The following is a 21,187-nucleotide window of genomic DNA, read 5'->3' on the forward strand; positions in this document are numbered from 1 at the left end:
TCGTTGCCCCGAGGGCAACGGCGCTCCCCGCCGTTTGTGGCCTGTGCGTCCTCACGCCGCGGGGCGCTCCCTCTGGCGCCGGGGGGGAAGGGCCCCGGCACGCCTCGTGCTCAAGGGCGGCGGCGTCCGGGCCCTGCTGGCCCGTGCGCTCCCCGAGACGAGGCTTCCCATGAGCATGCGCAGAACCCCCTTCCGGCTGCCGCGCCCCGTGCGCTGGGCCGTGCTGTCCACCGCGGCGCTGGTGGCGCCCCAGGCGCTGGCGGCCCCGTGCCCCCAGCCCACGCTGGCCGAGTGCTCCAACGTGGACTACCGCGCGTCCGCGTGCGGCCAGGAGACCGACGCGTACTGTCAGGGCCTGATGGAGTCCGAGTGGAAGGCGCGCTACACGGCCGCGCCCAGGCGCACCGCGCTCCTGCCGGCCAGCATGGGCGGCGGCGTGGAGACGGTGGCCGTGCAGCCCAACGCCGTCCTCAACACGCTGTTCTCCGGTTCGGATGAGTCCGTCGTGGGGCAGGTGCAGCGCGGCCAGGTGCTGGCGCGCAAGGACTACAAGAGCCTCACGAAGCTGGAGGCGGCGTACAACAAGCAGCGCCAGGAGTGGGACGCCAACGGCGTGCTGGAGCGTTCGTGCCAGGAGTACGTGCACGAGAAGCACTACGACTACAGCCGCTTCGAGCAGAACGCGGGCCGCTTCGGCGACGACTTCCGCGCGCTGTTCAACGCGGCCCATGGCTCCGGGGGCATCGCGGAGCGCACGCTGTACAGCAAGGACGGGGTGAAGCAGGCGCCCCTCTGGGACGGCAAGACGCGCGTGGAGAAGAACGCGTACTTCCGCTTCGTGCCGGGCCCGTACCCCAAGAACACGAAGCCCTACGCGTTCACCTCCGAGGCGGCGCTGAAGGCGAACAACGTGGAGGCCCGCCAGTGGGTGCTGCCCTCGGACGCGTGGCACCAGACCCAGAGCAAGGCGCTGAGCAAGTTCGCGGACGACGTGCTCAACGACTCACAGCAGCGCCAGGAGGCCTTCTCCGCCCTTCTGGACCGGCGCAACGCCGCCTACGCCAGCTGGCAGCGCGAGTCGGAGATGCTGCGCAGCCGCGACTTCAGCACGGTGGAGCTGGACGAGAAGACCGCCGGGCAGCTCTACGGCATGGACAAGCAGCTGGAGACGTTGCTGGTGAAGGCGGACGCCGAGGGCTGCCTCGTCACGGACAAGACCACGGCGTGTGACTGGAGCCCCCGCCGCTACAAGGCGATGGTGGACGCGGTCATGGTGCCCCGCCGCGAGGCGGACCTGCGCCAGTGCCTCACCGTCACCGGCAACGACTTCGGCGTGGAGAGCTTCATCCGCAACGCGGACCGGCTGAAGATCAAGGGCCTGGACCAGAAGGACTACACGCTCAACCCGACGCTGGTGGCCTACTACTCCCGCATCCTGGCGGAGTACCTGGCGCAGCAGGCGGCGAATCAGCAGCCGCCCACGAACCCGGTCACCATGACCAAGCGCCAGGGGCAGGACTTCTCCGCGGGCGGCTACGCGGGTGACGACAACTTCGGCGGCGGCTATTCGCTGCGCGCGGGCTGGGAGATGTCCACGCCCGGCTCCGCGTTCACCGGCAACTGGTGCGACACCAACGCCGCCATCTTCAGCGAGCTGGGGCTCTACGCGAACGTGTTCAGCCCGACGCGCACGGAGGTGGCCTACCTGACGGGCCGCGCGTCCACGCAGCCCTCGGCCATCCGGGCGGAGCTGAGCGCGCGCGTGCTGGGCAACCCCATCTTCACGTTCGACCAGTCCTACCCGGCGCGCTTCACCTTCGTGGAGCGCAAGCCCTTCGTGGACAAGGACGCGGCCAAGGCGAGCGCCACCTTCATGGTGTGGTTCATCCCCGTGACGGTGAGCGGCGGCCTGTCCGTGGAGGTGGGCATCGTCGCGTCGATGGGCGGCGCCCTGGGCCGTGACTGCGCGCGCAACCTCATCACGCTGGACCTGCTGGGCAACATCGGGCCCTACGCGTCCGCCAACGGCTTCGTGTCGCTGGCCATCGGCATCCCGGGCCTCCAGATTGGGGTCCGCGGCACGCTGACCATCCTGCGCTTCGAGCTGCCGCTCCAGGGCCGCATCGGCGTCGCGCTGAGCTCGCCCTCGCACCCGACGAACCCCAACACGCTGTTCCTGGGGCTGGGCACCAGCCTGAACTTCACGCTGCGCTCGCTGGATGGACGGCTCTCCCTGTTCGCGGAGCTGGGCTTCCTGAAGGGCGAGTTCCCCATCGTGTCGTGGCAGGGCATCGGCACCAGCACGCAGCTCTTCAACGACCAGCACTACCTGCCGCTCGCGCAGCTCTACTGAGCCGCGCGCGGCTCGCATGACCCCGGGGCTTGTGTCCACGGCCCCGGGGAGTGGTTCGCCTTCTTCCTTCGACTTTCTTCCGGAGTGTTTCATGCGTCGCTCGACCCTCGTTCGTGGCGTGGCTGGCCTGGGTGCCCTGGTGTGCCTGGGGGCGCTGCCCTTCTGGCTGTCCGAGTCATCCCCGTCCGCCGCGACGGTGCAGGCCGCGGAGTCCTCCCACCGGCTGCCGCTGTTCCGCTGGCGCGTGGGCGAGGCGCACACGTTCCACCTCGTCTGGGATGACCTGACGCGCGTGGCGCTGCCCATGCCGGCGCAGGACGCGAAGGCCCAGGAGCTGGAGGGCGTGCTGCACCTGGAGGGTGAGCTGACGCTCCAGGCGCTGGAGACGCGCGCGACGGGCACGCGGCTGCGCCTGACGCTGCGCCGGCTGGCGCGGCACGAGGCCGTCCTCTCCGGACAGGCGCTGCTGCCCGACGCGGCGGCGCTCCAGGCCCACCTGCCGGACACCGCCAGCGCGTGGCTGGAACTGGATGCGCGCGGCGCGCTCCAGGCGGTGCGCTTCTCCGAGGCGGAGCCGCCGCTGTTCCGCCAGTTCGCGCAGACGCTGGCGGCGGAGCTGTTCCCCTCCGAGCTGCGCGACGCTGCGTCCTGGACCACCACGGAGTCCACGCAGACGGGCGACGTGGAGGCGGCGTTCGCCTTCGAGCCCGGGGACAGCTCGCGGCTGACGCGCCGGAGGACGCGCTACCAGAGCCTGCGCGCGGCGGGCTCGGCGACGGTGGCGAAGCAGGAGCTGGGCTCGCTCACGACCTTCGACCGCGACGCGGAAGGGCGCCTCGTCGCCATCACCCAGGACGAGGTGCTGGACGCGCTGGGCACGGACGGGCGCGTGCTCCTGTCCAAGCGGCTGCGCCTGCGGCTGAAGTACCAGTCGCGGGAGATGCAGCCCCTGCCGCCTTCGGACGAACAGAAGCTCGTGGTGCGCACGCCGTCGCAGATTGCCTTCGAGCTGGATCCGGAGACGGCGGCGCTGCGCGGCCAGGCGGACGGCATGACGGTGGATGAGTTGCTGGAGACGCTGGAGGACGCCGGCAGCCCGGACGCCATCGCGGGCCTGGACGTGTTCGCGCGGAGGGCCATCGCGGCGCTGACGCTGGAGCCGAAGCGCTGCCAGGAATTGACGCGCCTGTTCCTGAAGCCGGGCACGAAGCCCGCCATGCGCGAGCTGATGCTGGACCTGCTGGTGGGCGCGGGCCACGCGCAGGCGCAGGCCACGCTGCGCACGCTCCTCCAGTCGCCGGAGGCCCGGGAGCACGCGGGCGCGTACGTGATGATGGTGCAGCGCGCGGGGTTCCTGACGAAGCCGGAGCCGGAGACGGGCGTGATGATCAACGGTCTGCTGGAGCGCGCCCGGACGGAGCACGACGTCCCGGTGGAGCGGGCCACGTCCTACGCGCTGGGCGTCTGGTCCTCGCACCTGGATCCGGAGTCGGCGGAGGCGCGCGCCGCGGTGCGGACGCTGGAGACCGCCGTGGCGCAGGCCTCCGGGGACGAGGCGCGCGCGCACGCGCTGCGGGCGATGGGCGGCACGCGGGCGGAGCGGCTGGTGGACGTGGTGCCGCCGCACCTGCGCGATGGGTCCCCGGACGTGCGGGCCGCGGCGGCGGACGCGCTGCGCGCCGCGCCGCAGGAACTGGCCACGCGGCTGTTGCTGGACGCGCTGGCGACGGAGAAGGACCGGGGCGTGCAGCGGGCGCTGCTGGACGCGCTGAACACGCGCACCCTGGACGCGGGCGCGCTGGAGCAGCTGCGGGCCTGGGTGGTGGCCGGAGGGCTGGCGCCAGGCGAGGAGCCCGCGCTGCTGGCCGTCGCGGCGCAGCACCTGGAAGGCGGCACGCCCGTCTTCCAGATGCTCCAGGCCATCGCGGTGCGGCCGGACCTCCAGGCCCCCACGCGAGCGCGGGTGATGGCGCTGATGGCGCAGGTGAGCGGCTGACGTAGCTGCTTTCCTTGGCGAATTCTTGACCTTTCGGCTCGGGTTGGAAACCTGGGCATGACTGGAGGCAAGGCTGAGTCCTGTTTGGATAGCAATTCCCGAACGTCTCTGTGAGTCAGTAGGACCCATGCCGAATTCTCCCGAAGAAGAGAGAAGGCAGCACCCTGTACCAAGGGGCCAGGCGGGTGGGGCGTCCGGGAATATTCCTGGGAAGTCCGACGTCTCGCGTCGGATTCATTCGACACGGCAGGCGCGCGTGTCTTGCGCGACCATGGCCGCGCGTCTATTGTTCGACCGATATCGTCGACGATCGATCCGCGTTGGAATGAATTCCAGCGCCGCACTCATGGAGGAGCGAACAGATGTCACTAAGGCTGCAGCTCATCATGAGTAGCTCAGAGTCTCTGCGGAATCTCTGTGGGCTCCTGATCAGGACCGCTGGCTGGAAGAGTTCGGGACGACTCGGGACACATGCCCGCCGCAAGTTCAAGACGGTGGCACGTCATGAACAAGGCGTGGCCACAGATGTGAAGGCCGCTGAATCGGAGCGTATCGTCCTGTCCGAGCGCGACTTCGGTAGGTTCCTCGAAGTCATTGACGCCCCCTCCAAGCCAACGGAGGCATTGTTGGCGCTGGTGCGCAAGCGGCGCTTGTCTGGTCGCTAGCTGATTCCCAGGAGAACAAGTTAGAACCGCGGGCACTCATGCCCTCGTCTGGTTCTGCTTCGCAGGCTCTTGCCCTGCCTCCGTTTCGGCTGCGGACTCGCATGGATGGGAGAAGTGGTTTCGAGTGCGAGCATGAAGAGCTCAATCGCTTTTTCCGCGAGTCCGCAGGCCAGAACAACGAGGCTGACGTCAACCGGACCTGGGTACTGCCGCGTCCAGAGGAACGCCCTGACCTACCGCCTGTTCTAGGGTTCTATACACTGGCCCTTTGCGAAGTTTCCTCTGACACGTTTCGTCAGGTGACTCGCAGCAAGCGGATGCCAAGTTACCGGGCCTATCCTGCGGTCTTGATTGGTCGGCTTGCACGTCATCGTCTTTGCCGGGGATTTGGCATTGGCGAGTCATTGCTGGGTGACGCTCATCTGCGCGCGATGGAGATAAGCCGCCAGGGTGGAGGTGTGGCGATCATCGTCGATGCCAAGGATGAGCACGCCCAGGCCTTCTATTCGAAGTACGGGTATGAGGTGCTTCCTGATCAGCAGTCCTGGCCGCGAAAAATGTTGATCGCGATGAAGGTCCTGCTCGCCGCAGAACAGCAGGCCTTCTAGCTTTCGTTTGCCACGTCCACGACTTCAGTGCTCGAACGGGGCCGGCGGGCGCGGCGTGCTGGCTCGCGCGCCCGGGGGCCTCGGGCGCTTGCGGCGCTGGATGGCGTAGGGCCGGTAGAAGGCCTCCCAGAGCGCGGCCCGGCGTCCGCGGGGACGGGTGCGCAGCTCGCCCAGCGGCGCCCGGATGAAGAAGGACGCGGTGAAGAGGTACGCCGCCGCCACGGTGAGGAACACCAGCGAGGCCATCACCACCGGGCCGGGAATCCAGGCCACGTGCGCACGGTCCAAGAAGTCCCCAAAGTCTCGCGGTGGCCTCGGGTGGCTGTAGACCTTGAAGAACCAGGTCACCAACAGGACGATGAGGATGGGCCCGTACGCGCGGTTGAGCCGCGTCGCGATGGCGGACAGCAGCGACAGCTGGATTTGCGGCCGGGACATCTCCACCGCCAATTCGCGCAGCGCGTCCGGATCCACCGGCTCGCGCCGCAGCATCGGCGCCCACCAGCCGTCCTCCAACAGGCGCACCCGGCGGTTCCACAGGTCGTAGTAGCGGTAGCGCCGCGCCTCGATGAGCAGGAAGGACACCACCATCCAGATGCCCACCAGGAACGTGACGTGCGAGCTCTGCGGCGTCGCGAAGCCGAAGGAGATGACCGCCGCCGTCGTGGTGAGCGCCCAGTTCGTCGTCGTGTCCAGACGCGTGCGCCACGTGTCCGAGCGGCTCAGCTCGCCACGGAAGAGCTGCGCCATGGCCTGCTGAGAGATCTCGGGCTGCTCCAGGTCGTTCTTCCTGTGCTCCTTCGTGCTCATCCGTGCCGGGGAAGGTGGGGACGGCCGCTCCTCGCGGCCAGGGCGGCCGGGCAGGCGAGCGACCGGTGCCCATGAGGGAAGCGCCTCGTGTGGAGCGCCGGACATTGCCGCGCCGCGAGTGAGCGGGGGACGGGTGGCCGGGCGAGCGGGGCGTGCGCATCGTGCCCCCTTGAGCGTGCCTTCTTCCCATGACGCCATCGCCGCGCTGTCAGGCCTGCTCTCGGACGAGGGCGAGCGCATCACTCGCCTGTGGTCCAAGCGCCTGCGCGCGGAGACGTACGAGGTGGAGGTCCCCGGCCGGGACCTGCGCGCGCCGCTGCGCCATCTGTTGGATGAGCTTGCCCGCCTGCTCCAGGACCGGGGCGAGGACGCGGTGCGGCTGTGGCCGGAGGTGGTGCGCTCGCACGGGGCCTTCCGGTACGACCAGAACTTCGAACCGGAGGACCTGACCCGCGAGTTCAAGTCGCTCCAGGAGGTGCTGCTCTACGTCTATGCGCGCCGCAACGGAGGCATCATCCACGCGGACGTGGCGGAGCTGGTGTCGGAGCTGGTGTGGGAGGCGGACGCGTCCGCGCAAGCCTCCTACGCGCGCGTGCTCAAGACGGAGGAGGTGCGCTTCCGCGAGGCCGCGGTGATGGAGTCGGTGCTCAACCACGTGGAGGTGGGCATCCTCCTGGCGGAGACGGACGGCATGGTGTCCTTCGCCTCGCCGCCGGTGAGCCGCCTGATGGGCGTGCCCATGCGCGCGGTGGTGGGCGCGCGCGCCGCCGGCACGCTGGGGCCCGTGCTCTCGCAGGTCAACGCGCGGCACCCCACGGGAGAGCCCTTCAAGGTGCAGGACATGCCCTTTTTGCGCGCGCTGCGGGAGAAGGCCCCGGTGCGCGGCGTGATGATGCAGGTGGAGCGCCCCGGAGGCGGGGACGCCACGCTGGAGATGAGCGCCACGCCGGTGTGGGAGGAGGACCAGGTCCTCGCCGGCGTCATCCAGACCTTCAGCGACCGCACGGAGGCGGCCGTGAAGACCAAGGCCCTGGAGAACGCGCACGACGAGGTGCGCAGGCTCCAGGGACAGCTCTTGCGGCGCACCCGGCAGCAGGCGCTGGGACAGCTGGCGAGCGGCGCCGCGCACGCGCTCAACAACTTCCTCAACGTGCTGCGGCTGCGCATCACGTTGCTGCGGCGCGAGTACAAGCCCGAGCACGTGGACTCGCTGGACAAGACGGTGCGCCAGATTGGCGAGCTGGTGGCGCGGCTGCAGGAGTTCAGCGTGCAGCGCACCGAGGAGCGCCTGGCCAACGTGCCGGTGGACCAGACGGTGCGCGAGGCGCTGGAGCTGGCCCGGGGCGAACTGGAGCAGCGCGAGCACCCGGTGCACACCGAGCTGGACCTGGGCTTCCCCTGGGGCGTGAAGGCGGACGCGGGCTTCTTCCGCGAGCTCATCGTCAACCTGATGTTGTCCGCGCGCGACCGGATGGAGGGGGGCGGCACGCTGGTGGTCCACTCCCGTCCGGCCGGAGGGGACTGGCTGGACCTGCGCATCGACGACGGGGGACGGCCCTACACGCAGGATGAGCTGGCGGGCCTCTTCGATCCGCTGCGCCGCGACCCGGGGGCGCCGCAGTTCTCGCTGTTCCTGGCGGTGGCGCGCACGCAGGTGCAGCGCTGGGGCGGAGAGCTGACGGTGGAGAACCGGCGCGACGGCTCGGGCGCGAGCTTCATCGTGCGGCTGCCGCGCTTCAGCGAGGCCCTGGAGCCCTCTCCCATGCCTGGCACCGGGCCGCAGCCCACGCCCGCGATGGGACGCATGCCACGCGTGCCCCAGCGCGCGCGCCGCGTGCTGGTGGTGGACGACGACCTGGACAACGCGCGGATGATGGCGGAGGTGCTGGGCGAGGAGGGCTACGACGTGCAGGTGGCGCACAGCCCGGACGTGGCCCAGCACATGTGGGAGAAGAATCCGTACGACGCCGCGCTGCTGGACGCGGTGATGCCGGAGATGACGGGCTGGGAGCTGGCGCGCGAGCTGCGGCAGCGCACGCCCCACGCGCTGCTGGCCATCGTCACCGGCATGGACGTGCGGGGACAGAACCGCGCGAACCTCGCGCAGGTGGACGCTGTCTTCCGCAAGCCCATCGACGTGGGCGCCCTGGACGACTTCCTCTCTCAACTCCGGGGCGAGGACGAGCCCGCCGGGCAGACGGACCTGCACGACGCGACCCATTGAGGGGCTGGGCGCTCCGGGCATGGACCATTAGAGTCCGCGCGTGATTTCCCCGGCGGAACTGGAGCGCCTGCGCCGCAAGGTGGAGGCGGGTGAAGTGCTCGGCGCGGCGGAGCTGGAGGCGCTGCGTGCCGAGGCCGCGCGCACGCCCGGCCCCACGCTGCGCCTCACCCTGGCGCATGCGCTGGTCAACGCGGACGCGGAGCGGGAAGCGCTGCCGCTCATGCAGACCCTGCGGCGTGACTTCCCCAAGGACCTCCAGGTGCGCCTGGGGCTCGCGCGAGCGCTGCTGGGGTTGGAGCGGCACCGCGAGGCGGAGGCCGAGCTGCGCGAGGCTCTGGTCCTGAGCCCTGGCGATCCGGAGGCCCTGAAGGTCCTGGCCGTGCTCGCGCTGCGGCAGGGGGAGGGCGCTCGGGCTCGCGCCTACGTGGCCGAGGCCGTGGAGCGGGACCCCTTCGACGCGGAGGCGAAGCTGCTGCGCGCGGAGCTGGAGGCCGCGGACCTGCCTCCGCTGCCCGCGCCCGAGGAGCAGGTGCTGCGCCCGGAGTTCACCGCCGCGCTCACCGCCGCGCTGGGCCGAGCGGGCGTGGGCTTCCGGCGCCAGGGCCGCGACCTGCTGGTGAAGCTGGCCTCGGGAGGCGTGGGCCGCGTGGACGTGGGGTCGCTGTACGCCGCGTACCGTGACGCGCCGGGCACGCAGGGGCTCACCGCGCACGTGGAGGCATTGGCTTCACGGCTGGGCGGTCTGTCCGTCGGTGTGTCTCTTGAAGCGCTGCGCCCGGTGCTGCGGCCCCGGGGCTTCGTGGCGGGGACGCAGGGCGCGCTGTTCCGTCCGGGGCCCGCGGGGCTGGAGGTCTTCTACGTGCTGGAGGACGCGGAGTTCGTGCGCTACCTGCCGGTCTCCGCGCTGAAGGACGCCGGGCTCACGGCCGAAGCGGTGGACGCGGCGGCGTGGCACAACCTGGAGCTGCGGCCCGCGGACGTGCGCCCCGTCGTCATCGACCAGGGCGAGGTGCGGCTGGCGGAGGCATTCTCCGGCATCTGGGCGGTGACGGGCGGAGACGGACACGACGGCGCGCGGCTGCTCACCAAGGCCCAGCGCCGCAGGCTGGAGGCCGCCACGGGCGGAGGCCCGCTGTGCGTGAGCCTGGGACGCCGTGAAGTCGCGCTGCTGTGCCGTGAGTCGGACGGTGAATCCGCGCGGAGGCTGGCTGGATTGGGACACGCTCCAGACGGGGTGCCCGGGGCGTTCGTCCTGGACGGAGACGTCCTCAGGAGCAGGACATGACCGTCACCATCAACGCTATTGAACCCTAGCCCGATCGCGGCAGGGGCCTGGGCTCTGGAAGAGGTGGGCCCGCCCTATGACGCACGCTGATACACCTGCAAATCCCTCTCGCTGAACAGCACGACGGTGACGCGCTCCAGCTCCGGCCGCCGCTCCAGGGCCGCGCGGATCTCCCGCAGCGCGATGGGCGCGGCCCGTTCGATGGGGAAGCCGTAGGCGCCCGTGGAGATGGCGGGGAAGGCCACCGTGCGCAGCCCGTGCTGCTCCATCAGCGCGAACGTGCTCCGGTAGCACGAGGCCAGCAGCTCGTCCTCGCCGCGGTCCCCGCCCCACCACGAGGGGCCCACCGCGTGGATGACGTGGGCCGCGGGCAGCCGGTAGCCCTTCGTGATACGCGCCTCACCCGTGGGACAGCGGCCCACCGTGCGGCACTCCGCGAGCAGCTCCTGCCCCGCCGCGCGGTGGATGGCACCGTCCACGCCGCCGCCTCCGGACAGCGCGGAGTTCGCTGCGTTCACGATGGCGTCCGCCGTGACCTTCGTGATGTCGCCCTGAATCAGCTCCAGCCGCTCCGTCATCCCGCGCTCCCCACCGGTAGGGTCTCCACGAACCGCACCTCGCGGAAGCCCAGCGTGAGCAACAGCCCCCGCAGCGAGCGCTCCGCGGACTGACGCGCCTTCTCCTGGAGGCGCCGGTCCTGACGCACCTCCTTTTCAAACGCCAGCCGCGCCTTCTCCAGCAGCTGCGCCGTCTGCGCGCTGTCCAGGTTGGAGTCGATGATTTCGGTCTCCCCGGGCCGCAGGGCCACCGTCACTTGCAGCGGCGGCAACAGCACGTCCACGCGCGTGCCCACCGCGTGCAGGTGGCTCGCGTCGAAGCGCTGGAAGTCGAACCCCAGGTGCGCGTCCGCGAACACGATGGCGCGGCCGTGCGGGTTCTGGAGCGTGTAGCTGGCCCAGAGCAGCACGTCCTTCCACAGCGCGTCCGTGGCCTGCGGCTCCGGCGTGAAGGTGACCTTCTTGTAGAGGGACACGTCCAGGGTCTCCAGCCGGGCCACCTCCCGCATCTGCTCCACCACCGTCGCGGAGTCCGGCAGCCGGGGAGACGCGGGACGCAGCAGCACCCAGGCCGCCAGCGCGCCGAGCGCGACCGCGGCGAGGAGGGACAGCGCTCGCGAGACGTTCTTCGCCATGGGCCGGAAGTCTACCCGCTTCCGGAACAGGGGCGTTCTGGGGCAGCGTATGGGCGCAGGCTTCCGGACAGGCGCTCGGAAAGGAGCGGCCCACGGTGGAGCTGACGGACTCGGAGGTGGAGGCGCTGAGCTCGCACGGATATTTCGTGCGAGACGCCTTCCTTGGCGAAGCGCGGGCGCTGGCGGTGAGAGCCGCGGCGCTCGCGCGAATAGATGCAGGGACGCTGAAGCCCGCGGGCATCCGGCGCGGCGCGGACCACACGCTCGACACCTCCGTGCGTGGAGACCACATCGAGTGGGTGCTGCCCGGAGCGACCCCCGAGCTCGAAGCCCTGTGGCACCGCTTCCAGGCGCTGGGCGAGGCCGTGTCCGCGGGCGCGTACCTGGGGCTGGGGCGCTTCGACGTGCAGCTGGCCCGCTATCCCGGCGGCGGCGCGCACTACGCCCGCCACCGCGACGCGTTCCCGGGCCGGTCCAACCGCCGCATCACCGCCATCTGGTACGCGAACGCGGACTGGAAGCCGGAGCACGGCGGCGTGCTGCGCCTCTTCCCGGAGGACACCGGAGCCCCCGTGGAGGTGGCGCCGGTGCTGGACCGCCTGGTGGTGTTCCTCAGCGAGCGGCTGGAGCACGAGGTGATGCCCGCCCACGCCTCCCGCCTGGCCCTCACCGCGTGGTTCTACGGCCGGGGCACCTAGCCCGCGTCGAACGCGCTGCCTGCGTCGTACACGCCCGCGTCGTAGGTCGGCCACGGGCCCGCGTCGTAGGCCGGGCCCCCGTCCTGGCCCGGGCCGGTGCCCTCCAGCGAGCCGATGATGTAGATGTCGCCCGTCCCGCCGCCCGGACAGTTCTGCGGGTTGCGCTTCAGCTGGAGCTGCGCGTACGCGACGGAGCCCTCGTACACGTCCACGGCCGTGGCACCGGCGTACACCTCCAGCCCCATCCGGTTGTACGCCTTGACCTCCACGATGCGCCGGGGCCCGACGGGGATGTTGAACAGGTAGCCCTCGATGTAGCCATTGCCCACGTTGAGGTACTGCGGAGACGGGGGCGGAAGGTCCGGCGCGCTCACGGTCGCCGCGGCCGAGAAGACGCCGCACGCGTCCCCCGCGAGCGAGATGCTCATCTTCACGGACTCCGTGCCCTCCATGTCCTCGGATTCATCCGGCCCGGCGCCGCAGGCCGCGACCATCAGCGCGCAGCCCGTTCCCAGCACGAATCCCCATCCGGTTCGCTTCATGTCGTCCCTCTCCCTGGTGGCGCGTCGTCCGCGCGCCCTTGAGACACGCACCCCGTCCGGGTTGGGACATCCACCGTGACGAAAGTCCCGGACGGCAACGGCATGGGCGGGAAATGGGCCGGAGCCTGCCTGCTCCTCGGCCGTCTTGGGCCCGGACGGATTCCATTGGGAACGGTGTCGTCCGTGACGCCTGTCGCCCCGCAGGGCCGTGTCTAGGTTCTTCCCCAGTCATCTTTGGACGGGGGATCGAGAACATGTTCCAGAACAGGACGAAGCGTCACTGGGTGGTGGGACTGGCGTTGGGGGCGTCCATGACGTTCCTCGCTGGTTGCAGCAGCTCGAAGGCCTCTCGCGTGGACGACGCGATGATGGCGCGGGTCCCCGAGGATCAGCTGGGCGAGGTGCGTGAGGCACAGCTGGCCCGCACCAAGGCCGCCGACAACGTGACGCGCGCCGAGGTGGCGGTGCGCGACGCGGAGCGCGCCGCGGAGGTGGCCCGCCGCAACGGTGACGCCGCCAAGAGCCGCATGGAGGCGGAGAAGGCCGCGGTGAAGGCCGCCGAGGCCACCGGCCAGCAGAGCCCCATCGCGCAGGCCCAGTCCAAGCTCCAGGGCGCCGAGGCCGGCCGCGCCGCCGCCGACGCCGAGGTGTCCTGGCACGACAAGAAGACGGACACCGCCAGGGCGGAGAAGGACCTGCGCGACGCGGAGCTGAAGGTGGCGGACGCGGAGCTCAACCTGGCCCAGTTCCAGGCGCTGGAGAAGAGCGGCGACGTGCGCGCCAGGGACATGTCCGAGGCGAACTTCATGGCCGCCGTCGCCGACGCCAAGCGCGAGGTGGAGGACGCCCGGCGCCGCGTGGACGACCAGAAGCGCGTGGAGCAGGACGCCCGCGCCGAGTGGCAGCGGCTGCGCTCGCAGGCCCCGCAGGGCTACGGCGGCAGCGGCACCGCGGACTGACCCGCGGCTACTCGACCTTCAGGGTGGAGGAGCCCTTCAGGTCGCGCTGGAGCGTGAGCCAGAGCGCCTTGCCCTCGGCGTCCACGGACGCGAAGTAGTCCGTGCCCGGGGTGAGCGCCTGGCCGTCCAGTGAGACCTTCCCGGGCGCGGTGGTGGCGGTGTAGCCGTGCACCACCAGCATGGGGTGCGCGAGCGTGCGCCCCGCCGTGTCGAACGCCAGCGTCACGCGGTTGGAGGCGGCGTCCGCCTCCCACGTGGCGTAGACGGGGTTGTAGCCGGGGACGTCGTACGTGACGGAGTCCGAGCGGCCCACGCCGCCCGGGCCGCGCGTGCGCACGGTGCCTTCCGAGGCGGTGAGCTTCACGCCCTGCCACGCCTCCACCTCCGACACGAGCGACAGCACGGGGCTTGCCGTGTGCGTGCCCAGCACCATGAAGACGGAGTAGCTCTGGTAGGGGTGGCCGGAGAGCATCACGCCGTCGTCGCCCAGGCGCGGGTACTGGGAGAGGCCCACCGCGCCGAAGTTGCTGCCCCACGCGAGCCGGTGGGAGTTGGTGACGGAGGGCAGCTCGTACTGGTTGAGCTGGTAGGGCCAGTTGTAGTCCACGGGCATGGGGCCATTGGCGTGGCGCGTGCCCCACTCCGGGTACAGCCAGTAGCCGCCCGCGGGCTTCTGCTCCCACGTCTGGGTCTGCACGGCGCCCATCTCCGCGTCCGGCGCGGCGGTCCACATGCGCGTGTAGGGGACGACGTTGGGTTCGCGGTAGTCCCAGCCGGTGTTCATCGTCACGGGGGAGGACAGGGTGACGAAGCGGTAGCGGTCTCCCCAGCCCAGGCCGGCGATGTCCGTGTTGGCGTTTCCGTCGAAGCCCAGGTCGCCGTAGGGCGAGCGCACGTCGGCTTCAATCTGGTTCGCGGGGAAGCCGGACGCGTCGTGGGTGATGGCGTACAGCGGATGGTCCCGGCCGGTGGCGAAGAGGTACTGCACGGTCACCTGCACCACGTGGCCGTCCAGGGACAGGGGCCACTTCAGCTCATGCAGCGCGTGGTGTGCGCCCTTGAAGACGACGCGGCCGGTGCCGCGCACGTCCTGCGTCCAGGCGCCCCAGGTCTGGCCTTCCTTGAGGTGGCTGGTGACCATGCCCCAGCCGGGCACCTCCGGGTGCTGGCCGTCGCAGACGCGCTGGGCGCCGGAGACCTCGTAGGTGTAGCGGCGGATGTAGCCGCCATTCCAGCCCGCGGGGTCCGCCGCGTCGTTGCGCACGAGCGACACGGAGCGAACGTGGCAGTCGCGGTCGCGCCAGACGTAGCGGTCCGTGTTGAAGCCGCCCAGGTCCTGCGCGCACTGCAAGCGCAGCGGCGCGCACGTCCCGCTGGCCGGATCCGCGCTGGTGCTCTCCACGCAGGGGTCGGTGACGGGACGCACGTCCTTGCCGCCACAGGCGGTGAGGCCCAGGGCCAGCAGGGCCACGGTGTGTCGAGCGGAGGGGAAGGGCATGGTCGTTCTCGAAGGAGGAGGAGCCCGGGCTTTGCCACCTTCACGCGCGGTGATGCAAGCCTCCACGCGGGGCCTGGGCGCCCTGGCGTATTCCTGAAGCAGGCAGGCAGCCGGGCGGTGGGAGGCACGGAGGAGGGGCCCGTTGGAGCAAGGCCGTGTTCACCCTGCTGACATGGCGAACGGACGGCAGCTCGTCACGGTGGGACTCCTGGGCCTCTTGTCGTTGCCCGCGATGGCGGCGGAAGGGGTGGAGGGGCGGGTACAGGAGTTCTTCCTGGGAGACGGCGCACCGCCGCAGCAGCGGGGCGAGGTGCAGCTGGGCACGGGGCTGGAGTGGACGCGTCAGGACGGCGAGACGCGCTTCGAGCTGCCGATGCAAGCCGAGTACGGCCTGAGCGACCGGGTGCAGGTGGAACTGAAGGTGGCGCTGACGACGCCGGAGGATCCGCGAGGGCTGGACACGGCGGAGGCGGGCATCGGGCTGGCATTGGTCAATGACAGACGCCGCGGCTTCACGCTGAGCCTGGGCATGGACCTGGAGGCCACGCGAGACTTCCGGGACGACCGGTTCCGCCCGGGCTTCGAGCCGTACCTGTTGGCGTATCAGGACGTGGGGCCGCTGGGCTTCAACCTCCAGCTGAAGGCGGAGGAGCTGCCCGGGGTGCGGGGACTGGAAGGAGAGCTCCACCCGGACATCGCGGCTGGAGCGGTGCTGGCCCTGGGCCCGCTGCGGCCCATGGTGGAGGCGGGTTGGAGGGACGAGGACGGCACCTCCACCCTGCTCCTGTCACCGGGGTTGATGGCGCGTCCGCTGAAGTCCCTGGAGCTCGGAGTGGCGGTGCCCTGGAGGCTCCACACGGGAGGAGCCCGCGACGTGGGCGTGATGGGGATGCTGATCTGGCAGGGCGGTGGGGCGTAGGCGCTCAAGCCGGATCCAGGGACCAGGTTCCTTCTTCCCAGCGCTTGAGGGCTTCCTGTGCTTCAAAGGGGATCAACCCCTTCCCCTTCGCGGCCTCCTCCAACACGGCCCTGGCTTCGGCGGTCCGATGCCGCAGGAGCAGCGCCGCCGCTGCCGTTCGAACCTCCATCCGTGGGTGGGTGAAGAGGGTCGCGAGCGCATCCCGTCCTGCATCGCCTTGCGTTCTCAGCAGTTTGAAGGCTGCGATGGATTCATCCGCGTGTTTGTTTGCGGCTTTCGCGTCTCCTCGCCAGATGGCGTCCGTTTGTGCCGCCGCATGCTGCTCGAACTTCGCGACGAGCTTCTGAAGGTCTTCCGGCTTCATGGTTCGCAGTCGGCGATAATGCTGGGACGTGACTATGGGAACGCCACGTTGCCCAACGTGACGGTGCGGGGGCCGTCCTCCCAGAGCGTGAGCGAGTACGGCCCTTGAATGCTCGCCTCCGGCGCTTCGGCCTCGACCACAATACGCCGGAGTTCAGCCATGGGAATGGGCTGTTCCTGCCAGACCCGGAGCACCTTCAGCTCCGCTCCAGACTTGCTCCGAAGGATTGCTCCCTTCGCACTCCAGGGTTGATCCCCCGCCTTCGTTGCCAGGTGGACCGCTACGGCAACTCCTTTCTTTGCTCGAAAGGTGGTGACGAAGGTCGCCGCAAGGGCATTCCCGGATGATTTGAGCACGTCCTTGGTCACCAGCCGTGCGGCGATGCCAGTCTCATCCAAAATGCCCATGGCGAGGAGGCCCGCGAGCCCTCCAGGTGCGTCATGCTCGGCCCTCAGTCGCGAACTCTCCTGCTGGCAGTGCATCAACTCCGAGCGGAGTTCGGTGGCTTCCTGCTGATAGGTCTCGATTGTCCGCTTCGCGCGATAGACCTCGATGAGGGGATCCGCCTTCGCGGGGTGCACTCGCAGAAGGAAGGATGCGCTCAGCGGTGCTGCGCCGTCCTTGAACCGGACGAAGAGGCGAAATCGCTCACCTGGCATCACGCGCGAGGAGGGAACCAGGCGGAGGGTGGCCTGCCCCACATCCAGCAAGGTGAAGCGTTCCCGCCCTTCCAATTCAATGCCATCGCGCATCAGGTCCGAGTCGAAATAGATGCCCGTGGAGAGTCCCGCGCTGACCACGATTTCGAAGACGGCAGGGCTCCCCTCAGGATGCAGTTCGATACGACGCGCGCCAGGAGTTGAGGCGGAGAAATCGGACTGGGCGGGTGCTGCCGCACTGGTGAAGACAAGCCCCAGGAGGACGACGAACGATGAAGAAGGCACTCGGCGGTGTCTCCAGGCAGGACTGCTACTCGAACTCACGCACCACTTTCACTCGTGCGGTCGTGTAGATCCGGGCGCTTGATGGCGAGTCATCCCCAGGCTCTCGCGCCATGCCCCGGTCTCCCTCCTCCGCGAGGAGTTCCATGCAGATGGGGAAGCTGTCCCCTTTGCGCGTCGTCGCCCAGGTCAGGCGCCCATAGACGCGGTCCCGGACAATGAGCCGGCCGGACAGTTCCGTATTGCTCGGCAGGTCCCCCCAGGGGCCGGCCAGGATCAACTGGGCGGGCCCTTCGCGCACCGCGATGACATGTGGCGTCGCAACAACGAAGAGGGCCTCGTGCCTGTCTCCCATGTCGATGTTCCTCGCCTCCATGGCCTTCACTGCTCCCACCGGACACGGCTCGGGGGGCGGAGGCGGGCGCACTTGCGGACCGGGACATCCCAGGAACGACGTGCAGACCGCTACGCCCGCCGCGCGGGTCAAGGCACTCCGAACCTTCTTCGTGGGCTTCGAGAAGGGTTGAGGGCGAGTCTCTGGCATCTGCGTCGTCACGGTGGTGGCAACCTCCTGGAGCATCGCGGGGAGAGCGACGGCCGCGGCGGTGGCCTCAGGCCCGCTGGGCGCCGCGGCCCGGCCAGATTGATGCGACTTGTCAGCCAGCGCTACTTCCTGACGAAGCGTGGACACCCCAGGGAATCGAGCCATCGCATGCAGCAGCAGCGCACCTATCGCGACCAGCGCCAGGACCGTCACCAACACCCCCCATCCCTGGAGGGAACGTCGTGGCTTCACGGTCGTTCCCTGCACCGTCGGCGCCTCAGCCCGTGACAGCGGCGCACGCACGCCGCGCCGGGGCCTGTGCCGGGGGCGGTTCCGCCACTTCTCGAAGCTGTCCTGCTCACCCTCCGTCGTCGCGGTGTCCTCGCCGAAGGCATCGCACAAGGGCACGTCCCACGCTGCATCCGAGTCCCGCGTTGCTTCCTCCAGCGCGGACACGACGGCGAAGGCGCTCGGTGTGCGCGCCTCGGGCGTCTTCTCCAGCAGGCGCATGCAGATATCGCTCAGTGCCAGAGGCACGCGCGCGTTCGCATCGTGCGGAGACGCGGGCGTCTGGGTGAGCACGGCTTCAATGAAGCTTGGGTCGTCCTCGCCATCGAAAGGCTTGCGCCCCGTCAGCAGCCAATAGAAGACGAGGCCGAGCGCCCACAGGTCATCCGCCACGCTCGCCACGTAGCGGGCCCCGAGGACCCGGGCATGCTGCCGGAAGTACCGCCACGCTTCGGGCGCGCGGTACTCCGGTGTTCCCGGCGGGAGGATGTCCGCCGTCAGGTCGCGCGCCCCCGTGTAGTCGCCAATCCCGAAATCCACCAGCTTGGCCAGGCCGTCCGAGGCGCGCACCATGAGGTTGGCCTCCTTCACGTCCCGGTGCAGTACCCCCGCCGCGTGTGTCGCGGCGAGCGCCCGTGCCACGTCCAGCAACACCCGCGTCACCTGCCGCGCGGAGGGATTTTCCTCATGGGCCCAGACGTCCAGCCTGCGCCCATCTACGTACTCCATGACAATGACCGCGAAGCGCGGCTCACCTGGGGGCCACAGCCCGTAGCCCTGGAGGCCCACGACGTGAGGGTGGCGCAGCTTCAGGAGGATGGAGACCTCACGCTCCACCCGCTCGCCGACACGCGGCAGGTGCAGCAGCTTCAAGGCGAATGGCTTTCCCGCGTTGCGCGCGAGATACACTGTGCCGAAGCCACCTTGTCCCAGCTGGCGCTCCACCGTGTAGCCCAGCACCTCCGCCCCAGGGACCAGGATGGCGGGTGGCGGCCTCATGGCGTCATCATTCCGGGCTCCTGTCGCTTTCGCATGCGGCCTCCTCACGAAGGGGGCCGAACGCCATCCGGCGGGCGAGGGCCCCGAAGCGGATATCTCGGATACGCTGTGCGCCCTCCATGAATGAAGAACTCGGCATCACCATTGGCATGGCGGCACGCGCCGCCCGCGAACATCTGGGACTGACGCAGGCTGAAGTCGCCGAGCGCATCGGGCTGGTGCACCCCGTCTATAGCCGCCTGGAGCGCGGCAAGATGTTGCCAAGCGTCCCGTCCCTCTACCGCCTCTGCCGGGAACTGCGCGTCTCCCCTGAAACGATGTTGGGCCTGACCCCGACGGGCGAGGTGCGCAAGGGTTCGAAGAAGCAGTCGCCTCGGGAAGACGACGGCGCGCCGGACCTGCGGCGCTTGCTGCACCTCGCGCGCAAGCTGGACGCAGAGAAGCTGGATGCACTCCTCCATGTCGCCTCCGCCCTGGCACGTTGAGGCGCTACGCTTCCGCCGGGTCTTCCTCGAAGAGGCCGCCCTCGCCAAACTCCACCACGTCCCGGCGCACGCGGCCCTCCGCCAGCAGCTGAGCCACTTCGTCGGCGGCCTCCTGGCGTCCATACCCCGGGTGCCGTCTGGCCAGGGCTGAGCGCAGGGCGTCGCACAGGTCCGCTGCCGTGGCGAACCGCTCTTCAGGCGCTGCTCGCAGTGCCATGTGCAGCAGGTGCTTCACGTCTGGTGAGAGCTGTCCCACTGCCGCCTCGATCTCCATTGGATCTCCGCACCCAGCCGCGTGCGTCGCGGAGTGGTGGAGGGATTGGCAAGCCGCCGCACGAAGCAGAGTCCGGACAGGTGGGCGCCACGCTCCGGAATGCGACGGGCGAGCATCAGCACTTCTCCGGTTTGCATCCGCACCAACTCGCGTATGGCCTCGTAGCGGACGCCATCGATGGTGAAGAGGGGCCGGGGCCGGCCGGGCGTGGGCGGCAAGACATGGCGGAACGGTGCGGCCCGGGAGCGCGCAGGCTCGCTGTCAGGGGAAGACGTGGGCATGAACTCCTCGGGGCCAGGGCCAGGCGCGGCGGCGCCATTCGGGAGTCTCGACATGGATGACTTAAAAAGTCCAAGTTTTTGGGACTTTAAAGGTTCAGTCAGAGCGAGTGTGGGCCCGCCACTCGCTGAGGGTCATCTCCGCGTCGAGCCTCACCAAGCCTGCGGGCCCCTGGGCCAGATGCTCCAATTCTGCTTCCGCGAGCTCTGGGGCGAAGTCGAGGGCATGAGATGCGGCCCAGAGGCGAACGCGAGGATTGCTGCTCCGCAGCAGTTGTGTCAGCGCCGAACGCCCGTCTTCTCCTCGCGTGCGCAACTCCCGCCCCGCGGCGCTGAGGTTGGCGTACTGCGCATTGGCAGCCCGGTGCTTCCCTTCGATCGACGCCTGTCCGTGCAGCTCTGCTGCCTTCTCGAAGGCCGCCGCCAATTCAGGAATAGAGGCCTGCTTCACCGACTCATGCTTCATGGAGTGCCCCCGAATCCAGATAGATCGGGTGGTGGGACTTTCACGGCTCCGCGCGGCCGCCAATCCCGGGGAAACGCTCATAGGTTCGCAGGAGCGTTTCGAGATGGGGGGCATCACCGAGATCGAGCGGTGCATCCGTGAGCTGCACGACCCACCCACCCGTCGACGTGTGCCGTGCGCGTGATAGCAGGTCCGCATCCCGGCCCGGGTCCGGAAACCCGATGGCGCGCGCGGCAGCGGCCGACCAGTAGTTCAGCCATCCCAGATGGTAGGGCACGGCCGGTGTGCGGATGTGCCAGGGCAGCTTGAGCATGGGGAGGCCGCGGGGTGAACGCTCGGGACCTTGGGGCGAGTGGCGCATCTGTCTGGCGAGTTCCGAACTCAAGCCCTTTGGCGAAGCGTGTCCCCACGACGCCCGAGCACTTTCCGCGATCCCCTCCAACACACGAGATGCCGCCGCGATGCCTCCTGCGTCGCATGGAATGCTCGCATGGACTTCGAGGATCGCATGTCCGCTGGGGCCAGGCATGGCCGGACGTTCCCGGGCCGAAATCATCACGGGATGCGTCTCATCGTTGTTGCAGAGGAGCGGAAAGCCACCATCCGCCCTGGCCTCGGCAAGCCAGGTGTCGCGCTGTGGCAGTACGACAAGCTGGTTCTCACGTGAGACCGTCCACTCAAGGCGCACACCGGGAAGCGCCTGTTCCATGGCGTGGATGACCGCTGCCGGGCGGCTGTCTTCGCTCTCCAGGGCCGGGGCATAGACCACGATGCCAAGGGCTTCACTTGACGCTGGCAT

Annotated in this window: 21 protein-coding genes; 10 read left to right on the top strand and 11 right to left on the bottom strand. The window is 69.6% G+C overall.

Features of this window, described 5'->3' with window-relative positions; genetic code table 11:
* Positions 1 to 169 precede the first annotated feature (169 nt).
* The 4 genes from D7X55_RS09975 (at position 170) to D7X55_RS09990 (ending at position 5,622) form a co-directional block, all read left to right on the top strand.
* Positions 170 to 2,353 (top strand): hypothetical protein, encoded by a 2,184-nt coding sequence (locus tag D7X55_RS09975; RefSeq protein ID WP_121722936.1) that lies wholly within the window; start codon positions 170 to 172, stop codon positions 2,351 to 2,353.
* 91 nt (positions 2,354 to 2,444) lie between these two features.
* Complete coding sequence (locus D7X55_RS09980) at positions 2,445 to 4,349, top strand: HEAT repeat domain-containing protein (protein WP_121722926.1); 1,905 nt, start codon at positions 2,445 to 2,447, stop codon at positions 4,347 to 4,349.
* 386 nt (positions 4,350 to 4,735) lie between these two features.
* Positions 4,736 to 5,014 (top strand): DUF1778 domain-containing protein, encoded by a 279-nt coding sequence (locus D7X55_RS45745; protein WP_368666504.1) that lies wholly within the window; start codon positions 4,736 to 4,738, stop codon positions 5,012 to 5,014.
* 38 nt (positions 5,015 to 5,052) lie between these two features.
* The gene (locus tag D7X55_RS09990) at positions 5,053 to 5,622 is read left to right on the top strand and encodes a GNAT family N-acetyltransferase (protein ID WP_120548711.1); all 570 of its coding nucleotides are present in this window, start codon (positions 5,053 to 5,055) and stop codon (positions 5,620 to 5,622) included.
* 24 nt (positions 5,623 to 5,646) lie between these two features.
* On the opposite strand, the gene D7X55_RS09995 is transcribed toward D7X55_RS09990, so the two are convergent.
* Positions 5,647 to 6,432, bottom strand: a complete 786-nt coding sequence (locus D7X55_RS09995) for a DUF2270 domain-containing protein (protein WP_121722927.1) — start codon at positions 6,430 to 6,432, stop codon at positions 5,647 to 5,649.
* Positions 6,433 to 6,607: 175 nt separating this feature from the next.
* Here D7X55_RS09995 and D7X55_RS10000 point away from each other — a divergent pair, with 175 nt between their 5' ends.
* Complete coding sequence (locus D7X55_RS10000; RefSeq protein WP_121722937.1) at positions 6,608 to 8,656, top strand: response regulator; 2,049 nt, start codon at positions 6,608 to 6,610, stop codon at positions 8,654 to 8,656.
* A gap of 40 nt (positions 8,657 to 8,696) precedes the next feature.
* Positions 8,697 to 9,941, top strand: a complete 1,245-nt coding sequence (locus D7X55_RS10005) for a tetratricopeptide repeat protein (RefSeq protein ID WP_121722928.1) — start codon at positions 8,697 to 8,699, stop codon at positions 9,939 to 9,941.
* Between the two features lie 74 nt (positions 9,942 to 10,015).
* Here D7X55_RS10005 and D7X55_RS10010 read toward each other — a convergent pair whose 3' ends face one another.
* Both D7X55_RS10010 and D7X55_RS10015 read right to left on the bottom strand, forming a co-directional pair.
* A complete protein-coding gene (locus D7X55_RS10010; RefSeq protein WP_120548715.1) occupies positions 10,016 to 10,519 on the bottom strand; it encodes an O-acetyl-ADP-ribose deacetylase in 504 nt (167 codons plus the stop codon).
* Positions 10,516 to 11,133 carry a DUF4230 domain-containing protein gene (locus tag D7X55_RS10015; protein ID WP_120548716.1) on the bottom strand — a complete coding sequence of 206 codons (618 nt, stop codon included), beginning with the start codon at positions 11,131 to 11,133 and terminating at the stop codon, positions 10,516 to 10,518. Before D7X55_RS10015 ends, D7X55_RS10010 begins: the two co-directional genes overlap by 4 nt.
* A 95-nt stretch (positions 11,134 to 11,228) precedes the next feature.
* Between D7X55_RS10015 and D7X55_RS10020 the strand changes: the two genes are divergently transcribed.
* Positions 11,229 to 11,831 (top strand): 2OG-Fe(II) oxygenase, encoded by a 603-nt coding sequence (locus D7X55_RS10020; RefSeq protein WP_121722929.1) that lies wholly within the window; start codon positions 11,229 to 11,231, stop codon positions 11,829 to 11,831.
* Here the strand turns inward: D7X55_RS10020 and D7X55_RS10025 are convergent.
* Positions 11,828 to 12,373, bottom strand: coding sequence for a hypothetical protein (locus D7X55_RS10025; RefSeq protein WP_147442751.1), 546 nt, complete (start codon positions 12,371 to 12,373; stop codon positions 11,828 to 11,830). The two genes, D7X55_RS10020 and D7X55_RS10025, sit on opposite strands and share 4 nt — an antisense overlap.
* Before the next feature lie 254 nt (positions 12,374 to 12,627).
* Between D7X55_RS10025 and D7X55_RS10030 the strand changes: the two genes are divergently transcribed.
* Positions 12,628 to 13,332 carry a hypothetical protein gene (locus tag D7X55_RS10030; protein WP_120548719.1) on the top strand — a complete coding sequence of 235 codons (705 nt, stop codon included), beginning with the start codon at positions 12,628 to 12,630 and terminating at the stop codon, positions 13,330 to 13,332.
* Between the two features lie 7 nt (positions 13,333 to 13,339).
* On the opposite strand, the gene D7X55_RS10035 is transcribed toward D7X55_RS10030, so the two are convergent.
* The gene (locus D7X55_RS10035; RefSeq protein ID WP_121722930.1) at positions 13,340 to 14,830 is read right to left on the bottom strand and encodes a hypothetical protein; all 1,491 of its coding nucleotides are present in this window, start codon (positions 14,828 to 14,830) and stop codon (positions 13,340 to 13,342) included.
* A 172-nt stretch (positions 14,831 to 15,002) separates the two neighbouring features.
* Here D7X55_RS10035 and D7X55_RS10040 point away from each other — a divergent pair, with 172 nt between their 5' ends.
* Complete coding sequence (locus D7X55_RS10040; protein WP_121722931.1) at positions 15,003 to 15,749, top strand: hypothetical protein; 747 nt, start codon at positions 15,003 to 15,005, stop codon at positions 15,747 to 15,749.
* Positions 15,750 to 15,753: 4 nt separating this feature from the next.
* Here D7X55_RS10040 and D7X55_RS10045 read toward each other — a convergent pair whose 3' ends face one another.
* The 3 genes from D7X55_RS10045 to D7X55_RS10055 are packed head-to-tail and all read right to left on the bottom strand — an operon-like array spanning position 15,754 to position 18,885.
* Entirely contained in the window at positions 15,754 to 16,113 is a 360-nt protein-coding gene (locus D7X55_RS10045) for a DUF2019 domain-containing protein (protein ID WP_120548722.1), read from the bottom strand.
* 32 nt (positions 16,114 to 16,145) lie between these two features.
* Positions 16,146 to 17,057 (bottom strand): DUF2381 family protein, encoded by a 912-nt coding sequence (locus D7X55_RS10050; RefSeq protein WP_121722932.1) that lies wholly within the window; start codon positions 17,055 to 17,057, stop codon positions 16,146 to 16,148.
* Positions 17,058 to 17,082: 25 nt separating this feature from the next.
* Positions 17,083 to 18,885, bottom strand: a complete 1,803-nt coding sequence (locus D7X55_RS10055) for a serine/threonine-protein kinase (protein WP_121722933.1) — start codon at positions 18,883 to 18,885, stop codon at positions 17,083 to 17,085.
* 119 nt (positions 18,886 to 19,004) lie between these two features.
* Between D7X55_RS10055 and D7X55_RS10060 the strand changes: the two genes are divergently transcribed.
* On the top strand, positions 19,005 to 19,370 hold the full coding sequence (locus tag D7X55_RS10060; protein ID WP_120548725.1) for a helix-turn-helix domain-containing protein: 366 nt from the start codon (positions 19,005 to 19,007) through the stop codon (positions 19,368 to 19,370).
* A gap of 4 nt (positions 19,371 to 19,374) precedes the next feature.
* Here D7X55_RS10060 and D7X55_RS10065 read toward each other — a convergent pair whose 3' ends face one another.
* The 3 genes from D7X55_RS10065 to D7X55_RS10075 all read right to left on the bottom strand — a co-directional run bounded on the left by D7X55_RS10065 (position 19,375) and on the right by D7X55_RS10075 (position 21,187).
* Positions 19,375 to 19,644, bottom strand: coding sequence for a hypothetical protein (locus D7X55_RS10065; RefSeq protein WP_147442752.1), 270 nt, complete (start codon positions 19,642 to 19,644; stop codon positions 19,375 to 19,377).
* A 375-nt stretch (positions 19,645 to 20,019) separates the two neighbouring features.
* On the bottom strand, positions 20,020 to 20,388 hold the full coding sequence (locus D7X55_RS10070; protein ID WP_158616220.1) for a DUF2019 domain-containing protein: 369 nt from the start codon (positions 20,386 to 20,388) through the stop codon (positions 20,020 to 20,022).
* A gap of 40 nt (positions 20,389 to 20,428) precedes the next feature.
* Complete coding sequence (locus D7X55_RS10075; RefSeq protein ID WP_120548729.1) at positions 20,429 to 21,187, bottom strand: DUF5953 family protein; 759 nt, start codon at positions 21,185 to 21,187, stop codon at positions 20,429 to 20,431.

This window comes from Corallococcus sp. AB049A, from assembly GCF_003668885.1.
In the GTDB taxonomy this organism is placed as follows: domain Bacteria; phylum Myxococcota; class Myxococcia; order Myxococcales; family Myxococcaceae; genus Corallococcus; species Corallococcus interemptor.